At 58.8% G+C, this 10,865-nt stretch carries 8 protein-coding genes and 1 pseudogene; 8 read left to right on the forward strand and 1 reads right to left on the reverse strand.

Going from position 1 to position 10,865, the window contains the following annotated elements:
• Nucleotides 1–960: 960 nt before the first annotated feature.
• Nucleotides 961–2,595 (reverse strand): annotated as a pseudogene (locus QMZ05_RS38675) (MFS transporter); the annotation flags it as partial.
• 559 nt (nucleotides 2,596–3,154) lie between these two features.
• Between QMZ05_RS38675 and hxsA2 the strand changes: the two are divergent.
• From hxsA2 to QMZ05_RS38715, 8 genes are all read left to right on the forward strand, one after another.
• Nucleotides 3,155–3,436, forward strand: a complete 282-nt coding sequence (hxsA2, locus tag QMZ05_RS38680) for a His-Xaa-Ser repeat protein HxsA2 (protein WP_353705539.1) — start codon at nucleotides 3,155–3,157, stop codon at nucleotides 3,434–3,436.
• Between the two features lie 67 nt (nucleotides 3,437–3,503).
• The gene (locus QMZ05_RS38685) at nucleotides 3,504–3,767 is read left to right on the forward strand and encodes a hypothetical protein (protein WP_353705540.1); all 264 of its coding nucleotides are present in this window, start codon (nucleotides 3,504–3,506) and stop codon (nucleotides 3,765–3,767) included.
• A 15-nt stretch (nucleotides 3,768–3,782) separates the two neighbouring features.
• On the forward strand, nucleotides 3,783–5,231 hold the full coding sequence (hxsB, locus tag QMZ05_RS38690) for a His-Xaa-Ser system radical SAM maturase HxsB (RefSeq protein WP_353705541.1): 1,449 nt from the start codon (nucleotides 3,783–3,785) through the stop codon (nucleotides 5,229–5,231).
• Nucleotides 5,228–6,436 (forward strand): His-Xaa-Ser system radical SAM maturase HxsC, encoded by a 1,209-nt coding sequence (gene hxsC / locus QMZ05_RS38695; RefSeq protein ID WP_353705542.1) that lies wholly within the window; start codon nucleotides 5,228–5,230, stop codon nucleotides 6,434–6,436. Before hxsB ends, hxsC begins: the two co-directional genes overlap by 4 nt.
• A 27-nt stretch (nucleotides 6,437–6,463) precedes the next feature.
• Nucleotides 6,464–7,420 carry a hypothetical protein gene (locus QMZ05_RS38700; protein WP_353705543.1) on the forward strand — a complete coding sequence of 319 codons (957 nt, stop codon included), beginning with the start codon at nucleotides 6,464–6,466 and terminating at the stop codon, nucleotides 7,418–7,420.
• A gap of 110 nt (nucleotides 7,421–7,530) precedes the next feature.
• Entirely contained in the window at nucleotides 7,531–7,734 is a 204-nt protein-coding gene (locus tag QMZ05_RS38705) for a KTSC domain-containing protein (RefSeq protein WP_353705544.1), read from the forward strand.
• Nucleotides 7,735–8,143: 409 nt separating this feature from the next.
• Entirely contained in the window at nucleotides 8,144–8,959 is an 816-nt protein-coding gene (locus QMZ05_RS38710; RefSeq protein ID WP_353705545.1) for a hypothetical protein, read from the forward strand.
• 1,435 nt (nucleotides 8,960–10,394) lie between these two features.
• The coding region (locus QMZ05_RS38715; RefSeq protein WP_353705546.1) for a hypothetical protein at nucleotides 10,395–10,865 on the forward strand (471 nt) is incomplete at its 3' end.

Below are 10,865 nucleotides of genomic sequence, written 5' to 3' on the forward strand. Positions count from 1 at the left end.
GTCCTGGACAGAGCAGTGTGAAAACTTCTCCGAGGAGGAAGGACGCTCCGACCTTGTTGCTGTGCTCACGAATGCGAAAGTACAAAGTGCTGTTCAGCAAGTGGTAGCCGCGACTAGCCTTCATGACATTTGAAAGCTTCCAGCCTTGCGCTGCCACCCCAGAGTCAAATCGCCGGCCGACTCGGAAGGTGAGGCAATGCTCAGGCCGCCCGAGATTATCTCAAGCGTAACCCGCATCCCTCATCCAGCCCGCAAGATATGTAGAGCCGTCGGAGCTGTGTTCGCGTTCTGACCGCGGGCGGTCCCTGCAGCGCAATGTTCTCGGTTTCAGCCGAAAGCCCTTGTCGCATTTAGAGCTCGTGGACCTTCTCAATGATGCTTGACGATGCTGGCAGCCTTCATCAAAAGGCGCGACCTGCACGCTCGCTCTAAATGAACGCAAAGACGAGCAGGCTCGAGCAGAGTAGCGCAAGGCTGGTCGCTGTCAGTGCGAGGAGGCTACCGGAGACAAGGTCATGATTGCGCATGAAACACCCTCGATTGGAGCCGGGAAGAGAGAGCGGCGGTTCGCTGCCTTGCGCTTAAATCATTAATCGATCCTGATTGCATTATTCCTGCTCTTTCATTGAGACAGTGCATTTTACCTGCATCATTAGAGCGTACTTCGTCGAAGTGCGGCGTGATGAAGAAACGAATCGCGGTTTGAAGATTCTCCAGAAATCTCCTGGCGCCCGGGCGTTTGAAGTGATTGCAGCAGCGGTTGCGATCGGTGTTGGATCAACTGTCGCGCGACGCGCCGATCGGCGCCGAACCCGCTGGTAACGCGGGCTTGTGTTATTGCGAGCCGCTTGCAGCTTTCCGGTGCCTCTCGGCACACTGGGGCACCTCGTCAGCCGATAAGGTCAAGTGCGTACGGCCCTTGCCGCTTGGGATTTCCGGCGGCGTTTCGGCGGTCGTGTGGTCCGGCGTGTCGTCTTTCCAGCGTACTGAGCCGAACGGCCTCTCCAGCATGCGGCGGACGCGTACCGGCGTGGAGCCGATGTGGAAGCTAATTGCTCGCTGCTCCAGTGCACGCTCCGACTGGGTCGAGCGGTTGCGCCAGCGCAAGTAGTCGAACCAGGTTGGACAGTGGTAGCGCTCGGTCCACAATTCGAGATTGGCAATGTCGCGCGCGATCGACCAGCCATAGGCGCCGTTGCGCTGGCGGGATAATTGCACGTCTTGCATGACACCATGAAACGCCCGCGCATTCTCTTGTGCAACTCGGTATTCGATCTCGACGACGAGTGGCCCGCTCCGTCCGCTCAAGTCGAGCCGTACCTCAGGATCGGCGAGCAGCGCGGCCTCCTCACCCCGCGCGACGACGCGGGGCATGGGCAGCCAAAGACCGATGAGTGGTGAGGCGAACATCAGGGCGGCCGACACCAACAGCGCGGCTTCAACTCCGGCCGCGTCGGTCAGATGGCCCCAACCCCAGCTGCCGACGGCGATCCCGCCGGAGCTCGCCGCCTGATAGGCTGCAAGCGAGCGTCCGGCCACCCAGCGCGGCGCCGACAACTGCACGCCAATGTTGAACACCGCCCACGCCATCATCCACACGGCCCCCGCCAGGACCAGCGCTGCCGCGGTCAACACCGGTTCGCGGCTGAGTGCGACTGCGGCGATCGCAGCGCCCATGGACAACGCGCAGGCGCGGATCGCGGCCTCGCCGCTCATCCGCTTGCGCACTTCGGTGATGTTCAGCGCGCCTATTACCGCACCCAGGCCAAAGGCGCCGAGCATGATACCGTAGGTCTGGGCGTCGCCATGCAAAAGGTCGCGCGCGACGAGCGGCATCAGCGCAGTGATCGCGCCGCCGACGATGCCGGTCACCAGAGTGCGGGCCAGCACGATCTTGATCGACGGTGAATTGCTGATGTAGCGCATACCAGACACCATGGCGCGGCTCAATCCCTCACGCGGGAGCCGCGAGGGCGCACTGATGCGCTCCCATAGGAATAAGGCGGCCATCAACGGCAGATAGAGGAGCGAGTTGAGTGCAAATGCAATCACTGCGCCCGCGGTCGCCACCACCATCCCGCCGATCGCCGGACCCACGCTGCGCGCGATATTGTAGCTGATGCCGTTCAACGCGATGGCCGCAGGCAACTGCGCTTCCGACTGCACTTGTTCGCTGACCGACGATTGCCAAGACGGTCCCATCAGCGCCATGCCCCCGCCAACGACGAAGCAGAGCACAAGCAAGAGGTTCGGTGTGACCAGGCTCAACCAGGCGACGACCGTCAGGGCGGTCGCGCCGGCGAACGCGATGCCAAGCGCAACCAACGCCACAATACGTCGGTCGTACATATCAGCGATTGCGCCGGCTGGGATAGAAATCAACATCACCGGCAACAGCAGCGCGGTCTGCACCAACGCGACCTTGTCGGCCGAGGACGTCATCTGCGTCATCGCCCAGGCCGCACCGACACCTTGAATCAAGATGCCGAGGTTGGAGAGGAGGCTCGCAAGCCAAATGCGCCGGAAGGTCGCGTGCCGTAGCGGCGCCGTGATGCCGTCGGCGTTACGCGTCTGGACTTTGGCTGGTTCGATCATATCGGACCGGTATGATTTAACACGATTCGAGTCTGGTGCGAATCACAATGATGTTCCCCGTGCGACATCGCGTCCAAACACACGCTCGGTCGTGGAATGCGATGACTCTATCGTTTTGATGCGAGCGATGATCCGATGGCGTCGCCATCATACGGCTCATGACAACCGCGACTTCGCGAGCGGGGTCGGTCACGCATAGGCTATAAGGGCGGAACTAATCGTGCATTCCGTACGATACGTACAGACTTATTGCGTTACTGAACTACGCTGTTGGGATGCCCTCTAATGAGCTTCACGGACGCGAGACAAGTTGAACGATCGAGCTCTTCTCGTTGAAACGACGAGCAGTAGGACCTTTGCAATGTAAGCGCTCTTCTGAGGAGAAATCTGAGGAGCGCTCAGCAGTATCCGGCCGTTCGGCGCGAATCGCGAAAGGTCGCACGGCGGCTTCAAACGGTTAGTCCGGACCGGACGCACTTTCGACCAATAGAACTATGGACATCCCTCTCTCGGAAGTTGTAGGAGAGGGTATTGATTGAGCAAATTATGGGTGGGCTATATGACTGAGACATCAAAGGTCGTGCTGTCGCTTGGTGCTGCGCTCGCATCACTAACCGGAATGTCGGTTCAGGGCGCCGAGGCCAAGGCAGTACCTGCCAGGGACGCAAAGGCGGTCGCGACCGAAAACATCGCCACCAACCTTCAGCCAAATGCCCACTACCAGGTGGGTGAAGACCTTCTTGGGTTTGTCATGATGAAGGAGGCGGATGGCACCATCGTCGCCCAGCATGCCTCCCACGCGTCGCATGCTTCTCATGCGTCCCATGCCTCGAGTCGCTAAGCCTTCTGCGGCGTCCCCGGTCGAAGTAGCTGTCAATTTTGATGCAAGCGTCCAAAGCCTTAGTGCTTTGGACGCGGCAGCCTATCGCCTGATCGGAACGGCAACCTACCAGATTGAACGAGCGGACGACCGTTATGTTTGCCGTCTGGTTTCTTCCATTCCACAAAAGGGAGCCGTGCTCAGCTCGGACGAACTGAAAGAGCGGTTTCTGAATCTTGTCGCGGACGAAAACGTGCGGGCTCGCGTCGCCGAAAAAACAGAGGGCATTCGGAACGTCATCCTTGCACTTGCCTTCGGGGCGCTGGCCGCTAACCAAAATGATGACGGATAAAGTCCTGCGAGCACCATGGCGCGGTTTTTACCTCCTGAAAGCTTCAGCGCGGCAACCGAAGATCTTTCGTTGTTGCCGTTCAATTTTGAGCGCACCGGAGCAAACCGGTATCTGGTCGCCAATATGGTTGGCGATTTTATCCGACTGACCGAAGATGAACTGCACAGGCTGGTCGGCCTTCAGGTTCGACCCGGCGATGGCCTGTACGAAAAGGCCTATGCGGCTCATCTGGCCACGGGGGCGAACCAGAAGGCGCAACGGCAGCTCTTGGCGGCTCGACTGAGAAGCCGCATGTCGTTCCTACAGCAGGTGACTCCGCTGCATATTTTTGTCGTAACGCTACGTTGCGAGCATTCTTGCCCCTATTGCCAAGTTTCCCGTCAAAGCACCGACCGCTCACGCTTCGATATGAGCGAAGAGACCGCGATGCGTGCGCTCGACATAGCGTTCGCCAGCCCAGCGGCACGGATCAAGATTGAGTTTCAGGGCGGGGAGCCGCTTCTCAATTTTCCGCTGATCAGGAAGATTGTTGCCGCTGCGAAGGCTCGGTCCGGCAAAAAGCTCGAGTTCATCATCGCGTCAAACCTAGCCTTGTTGGACGATGCCGTTCTCGATTTTTGCAAGGCGAACAACGTGCTGCTGTCGACGTCCCTCGACGGTCCCGCCGACCTGCACAACAAGAACCGCCCACGCCCCGGTGCAAACAGCCATGAACTGGCCGTTGCTGGAATCCGGCGAGCCAGAGAAATCTTAGGCTCCGACGCGGTCGGGGCCTTGATGACCACCACCGAAGCGAGTCTCGACCGTGTCGATGATATCATCGACGAATATCTCCAATTGGGGTTGGATGGCATTTTCCTGCGTCCGCTTTCGCCGTTCGGGTTTGCGATCAAAACGAAGCAGTTCGGCAAGTACGACGCGCAGAAGTGGCTTGCGTTCTACGAGCGTGGGTTACGTCGGGTCCTGGAGATCAACCGACAGGGCACCCCGTTCCGGGAGTTTTATGCGGCGCTGCTTCTCACACGGATGCTCTCGGACCGCCCCATCGGCTACGTTGATTTGCGTAGCCCAGCCGGTGCAGGTCTTGGCGCGCTGGTCTACAACTATGACGGCAGTGTTTTCGCTTCGGATGAAGGCCGGATGCTGGCTGAGACCGGTGACGACGCATTCCGGCTCGGTCACGTCGAGCACGACAGTTACAATTCCCTCATCCTGTCGGATAAACTGATCGGCGCGATTTCGTCATCGCTCACGCAGTGCGCGCCCGAATGCTCGACCTGCGTGTATGAGAGCCACTGCGGCGCGGACCCTGTATATCATCACGCCACGCAGGGGGATGCCTTGGGAATCAAGCCTCTGTCGGCGTTCTGCGCTCGTCAAAAGGGCATCATGGGCCTGCTGCTGGATATTCTGGAGAACTCTCCGGAAGATGCTGCCATCTTGCGACGTTGGGCTGCCGCATGACCCTTCCTCTCTATGGCACAGTCTCCCAGAGCGTTGGGTTCTCTTCGGATAGAGCCCGCTCGATCGTCAGGCTTCGGTCGATCGAGAGTGGCGCCGAACGTCACGTGGCGGATTTCGCGCTCGCCAGAACGCCAGATGAAGTCCGGCGCGCGATAGAAGCCGACTGGTCGTCCATCCTTGTCGTCTCCGAAGGTGCGATCGATTTACCCAGCTCGTTCCAAGGACGGCTGGTCGTGGTGCCCCTGAAATACGGGTACCTGGCCGACGGCGACATCGTCGGCTTCGATCATGCGTCGAGGAAATTCCGTACGCTGTATCGCCGGAATTCGGCGCACAACTCGTTTCTGGTCACAGAGCGGTGCAACAATTACTGCCTGATGTGCTCGCAACCACCGAAGGATGTCGATGACCGGTGGATACTCAGCGAAATCAAAGAAAGCCTGCCCCTCATTGATCGGGCGACCCGCGCGCTAACGTTCACCGGCGGAGAGACCTTGTCGGATTGGCAAGATTTCATCGCCGTCCTGAAGGAGTGCCGCGACCGGCTGCCGGCGACCGCTATCCAGGTGCTGACCAACGGTCGGGCGTTCGCCGACTCCCAGATTGTCGATGCTTGGAAAGATATCGGCCACCCGAACCTGATGGCGGCCATTCCGGTCTATGCCTCAGTCGATCATGTCCATGATCACGTCGTGCAGGCGAAGGGTGCGTTCGACGAAACAATTCTGGGCATCTTGAAGCTCAAGGACCGCGGACAACGCGTCGAGATCCGCGTCGTCCTGCACGCGTTGACCGCGCCGATCATCGAGGATACGGGCCGATGGCTTGCCCGCAATCTGCCGTTCGTCGACCACGTCGCTTTGATGGGGCTCGAAAACACGGGCTTTGCCATTGCAAACGATGCCACGCTCTGGATGGATCCGGTCGATTATGGCGACGGGCTCGCGAGGGCCGTCGATCACTTGAGTGCCGCTGGTGTCAACGTGTCGGTCTATAACCTTCCGAAGTGTGTCCTTCCAAAATCTGTATGGCCACACGCTCTCCAGTCGATCTCGGACTGGAAAAACGGCTTCGTGGAGGAATGCGATCGGTGCGACGCAAAGAACACCTGCAGCGGCTTTTTTACGACCGGACGTCCGCGGTTCAGTCGCGGCGTGCGCGCGGTCACGTTCGACCGAGAAGAATTGAGCCGGTTGGCGAATTAGCAGGCCACGGAAATCAGGAGAACGAATATGAAGATTGATAATGGTCTCCTTATCGCTGCTGCAGTTGTATGCAGCATCTCGGCGGCTCCAGCCCTCGCCAAGACGGCGAAGGAGTGCACGGCGGAGTGGCGGGCGGACAAGGCCGGGATGCAAGCCCGGGGCGTAACCGAAAAAGCGTACGTTGAACAATGCAGGGGCGGGGGGGAGCCAACCGCCGCCGCGCCGGCGCCGAAACCGGCCGAGACGGCGCCGCCGCCGGCGCCCAGGTCAGCGACAGCAACCGGATCGAAAACCGCCAAAGAGTGCACCGCCGAGTGGCGCGCGGATAAGGCCGGCATGCAAGCCCGCGGTGTGACCGAAAAAGCGTACGTTGAACAATGCAGGACAGGTGCGGCGCCAGCGGCTTCCGTCCCTCCGCCGAGGCCAAACGCTGCAACGCCTCCGCCTGCTGTACCGCCGTCACCGTCGACCAGTACCTCGTCTTCCCAGAAGACCGCCAAGGAGTGCATCGCCGAATGGCGGGCCGACAAGGCGGGCATGCAAGCCCGTGGTGTCACCGAAAAGGCCTATGTCGAGCAGTGCAGGGTCGGCGGCGTCATGCCAAGTGCGACCGCTCCCGAACCCAAGCCAGCCCCTGCTGCGCCCCCGCCGAGTCGGCCCGCACCAACCGCGACGCAAGCTGCGCCAGCCCCTGCGCCGCAAAAGCCGGCCCCCACCACGACTGCGGCACCCGTGCCTCCCTCGGCGCAGCAACCGTCCGTTCCCAGAGACAACGTAACGCTGGAGACAGGACAATTTGCTGACGAGGCATCCGCAAAAGCACGCTGCCCAACCGACACCGTCGTGTGGGTCAACCTGCCGTCGAAGATCTATCACTTCGCGGGAACGAAGAGCTACGGCACCACGAAGCGCGGCGCCTACATGTGCGAGAAGGAAGCAATCGCCGCTGAAGATCGCGCTTCAAAAACCGAAAAACGTCCCTGAAGTCGAATACAGCGGGTTTGGCACAGGGAGACAAGCTACATGTACCGGTTGCCGTCCTCATCACAGCTCCTCTCGCTGGCACCACTTGGGTGGCGGCGGAGACCATCGACGTGAAGTATTACGGCAAGATGGATCTTGCGCCCTTCGCCTGCACCGATGTCTCGCGGAGCAGCTTCATCAACCGAGCGTGCTATGACAAATCCAAACAGCTTATGCTCGTGCAACTCAGATCGGTCTACTACCCCTATTGCGAGATGCCTGCTGCGGTCTTCGAGGCCTTTTTGGCGCCGCCGTCGATGGCGGCAATACTATAACGCCAATATCAAGGGCTCTGGCCCTGATGGCCCTTTTGACTGTCGCACGCATCGGGTTCCCAAATATTAGGTCCTCGATCGGGCGGGCCGATCCTGCGCCTCTCTCCCGGACGGCCGGCGAGCCCATCGGACGTCATCGGCAATCGATGAACATGGGATCGATCGCAGATCGATACGAAGAGGCAGCCGGGCAGAGACGTATGTCCACGATGACCATGACGAATCCGTTCAGGGCGTGCCGCGAACGCCGGACGCAATCCGAGGTGTTTCGCGTGTCGACGTACGACAGCGATGCGACGTCTTCAGGATTCCTCCTCAACCGCTGACCATCTTGGCGACGACCATTCATGATCAAACAGTCGGTGCAACTACAAGACTCGGCTTATTCGCATACACACAACTAAGGTCTATGCTGCAAGTTGACCTGCGTTATTGTTATCACGCCTTGGTTGCGGTTCTATCCCGCATTGGGCTTGGGGAAATTATGATGCGTGGTTTGGGCGTCGTGGTGCTTTGCGCCACGTTGGGCGGTTGTGTAACGAACGGCGAGACAGTTCAGTTTAAAACATCCAATCCGCAGCAGCAGGCGCTCATGCGGGATGGGCAGCCAGCACTTGTCTCGCGTCAGAAAAACTCGCTCGTCCTGGTGCGTCCCGCTTCTCGGCAGTTTCAAGCCAATGGCCGCCCGGTATTCGTTGTAGGTATTAACAACCTCGGCAAAACCCCCGTAGATTTCCGGGTATCCCAAGTCGAAGCCATACAGCACGTCGGTGGAACCGACCATTCGATGCAGGTCGTGACGTATGAAATGCTTGTGCAGGAAGAGAAGAGCCGCCACGTGGCAAGGGCGCTCATTACGGGTCTAGCGGCAGCGGGCAACGCCTACAGCGCTTCGCAAGCAGGTTATGGCAGCTACACAACCCCACGCGGTCGCACTGGCACGTTCTACAGCCCGACAGCCGCCGCGATCGCCCAAGGCAATGCCACTGCGAAAAATGAAGCGATGGTTGCTGCGACGGTAGAGGCGGGTCAACGTAACATGGCGGCGCTTGAGCAATCGGTGATCAAGGACAATACGCTCATGTCAGGCGAGTGGTACGGCGGTCAACTACATCTTGCGCCACCGACTGACCAGGGTGGTGGGGCGAAGACGTATACGATTGTCATCACCGTCGGGGCCGACCGGCACGTCATCGATATCGCTCAAGGGCCGGCAGGCGCTTAAAGCGTAGCGATCGCAACGTGGTGCGATGGTCAATGTAAGCGAGGAAACGTTTTATGAAATACTGGTTGAGCGCTGGCGCGCTCATCGCGTCATTTGTTGTTGCAGCGCAGTTTGTCACGATTTTTGTTATTCAGCCGATCGGGGCTATTCCTAAAGGCCGGACTATCGTCATCACTCGACTTACAAACTTGAACTTCGTCGATAGCGCTGACGCAGTTTGCGAACGGAAACTCGGCGGTGTGAGCCTCCTATGTCGAGGAGCAGTCATGGGCGGAGTTGCCAAGGAGTCAACTATCCTGCTACGTCTACCGTATTCACAAGTGCTATACGGCATTAGTACTGGCGGAAAGAGCTACGATAGGTAAAGCTGGTCGGCGCTCAACCATAGCTTGCGCGGCATTTCTAACTGCGCTTAAATTTCGATCATGCGGGACAGTGTGGTCATTTTGCTCTTGGCCGTTACGGCTGTGGGAGCGTATTCAGTTGGTCGTCAGGGCGCGCCAGCGAAAAACGCGCCTTCGCCAGACACCTCGTGGCAGCGAGCCGCGCCAGCGAAGCCGATCGCTTTGGCGGACGGACCTGTCGTTGTTGCGCAGCCAAAGACAGCTACAGCCGCTCAACCTGTTGGCGCCCCCGAAGTTGGGCCGGTTACCAGAGTCAATTCGCCTGATGAGGCTCCGTCACCGCCCGAGCCCAAGCGCAAGATTGAAGCGGCGCTGACCGCCGCCGCGATCGCCGCGATCTTGATCAAGGCGAGCAGGGATCAGTATCACGCTACAGGTAAGCCTTGTGCGTGCCCCGACGACGTAATGCGGAACGGCAGAAGCTGCGGTGCAAGGAGCGCCTATTCTCGGCCTGGCGGTGCGGCTCCGCTTTGCTATCCGCGCGACGTTACTACGGAGATGATCGAGTCCCATCGAAAGAAACTAGCCACTCGTTAGCGCTCCTTCAGAGGGGGCGACAAAGACACGTCGCAAAGCCCGAGCGTCGCACGGCCGCCTATCAAAATATGATCCGTACTTCTACGGCGACGAACCTACTAACTGTCGCCCTGCCTTGCCCTCGCGCAAAAGTTGCGAAATAATGCCGTCTTTCGAAGGGCGAACCCGTGCCACCTATCGGGTCTGCAATGCAGGCCAAATTGGATTTCAGTGCAAAGAAGTTGCCAGCTTATTCCTCAACGAGGCAAGCATATTTGAATGCAATCGCGAATGGCGTCTTGCGGGTCCTCACCGTAGCGCTTGAGAATCAACAATGGAAACTCTCATACTTGCAGTTTTGCTGGGACTTACTCCGAGCTCTCGACGCCATGCTTCATAGCGAAGTGCGTTCGCTTGTGCACCGGATCGATCCGGCCTGGTCAAAGAATTGCTATTCAACGAAGCGCGTAAGCGAAAATCACAGGATCATCTACTAATATTGGAGAGTTCACGACATGCTGTCTTTGGTTGAGGAAGCGAACAAAAAGAAAGCAACTCAGGCAACTTTAGAACGAAATTTGAAGAAGGTCTTAAAGAGACAAGGAGTTCACAACGTCGGCTTTCCTGGTGGAAATGTTGATATACAACTCTACTCGGTCGGCCCAGGTGAGCTATGGGCTGCATTCGGCGGCGCGTCAAAAAATGCCATTCCACGTTATTGGACGCCATTTGGCGTGTATCAACCGGATAATCACGCGCAATCAATCACGGTAGAGATCAATATACCCCTCGACGACAATACCGCCCAAGTTGCCGGATTTTTCGCCGAGGACGACGAAACTGGCGACACCTTCTTGATGCACAGCGGAAAAGTGGGGGGTGGGCGTCCGGGGATTGGCGAGTCTGCATTTCTTGTATGGTCGAAACTAAAGCTCGTCGAGGTCTCCACAGAAGGCGGCGGGTCTCGAAGCGGAATTGTCGTGGGC

This window comes from Bradyrhizobium sp. INPA03-11B, assembly GCF_040446015.1.
GTDB lineage: Bacteria > Pseudomonadota > Alphaproteobacteria > Rhizobiales > Xanthobacteraceae > Bradyrhizobium > Bradyrhizobium macuxiense_A.

Excerpts from the sequence above, each read along its gene's own strand:
- hxsB (WP_353705541.1), top strand. The coding sequence starts at position 3,783 with ATGGCGCGGTTTTTACCTCCTGAAAGCTTCAGCGCGGCAACCGAAGAT.
- QMZ05_RS38700 (WP_353705543.1), top strand. The coding sequence starts at position 6,464 with ATGAAGATTGATAATGGTCTCCTTATCGCTGCTGCAGTTGTATGCAGC.
- QMZ05_RS38710 (WP_353705545.1), top strand. The coding sequence starts at position 8,144 with ATGCTGCAAGTTGACCTGCGTTATTGTTATCACGCCTTGGTTGCGGTT.
- hxsC (WP_353705542.1), top strand. The coding sequence starts at position 5,228 with ATGACCCTTCCTCTCTATGGCACAGTCTCCCAGAGCGTTGGGTTCTCT.
- hxsA2 (WP_353705539.1), top strand. The coding sequence starts at position 3,155 with ATGACTGAGACATCAAAGGTCGTGCTGTCGCTTGGTGCTGCGCTCGCA.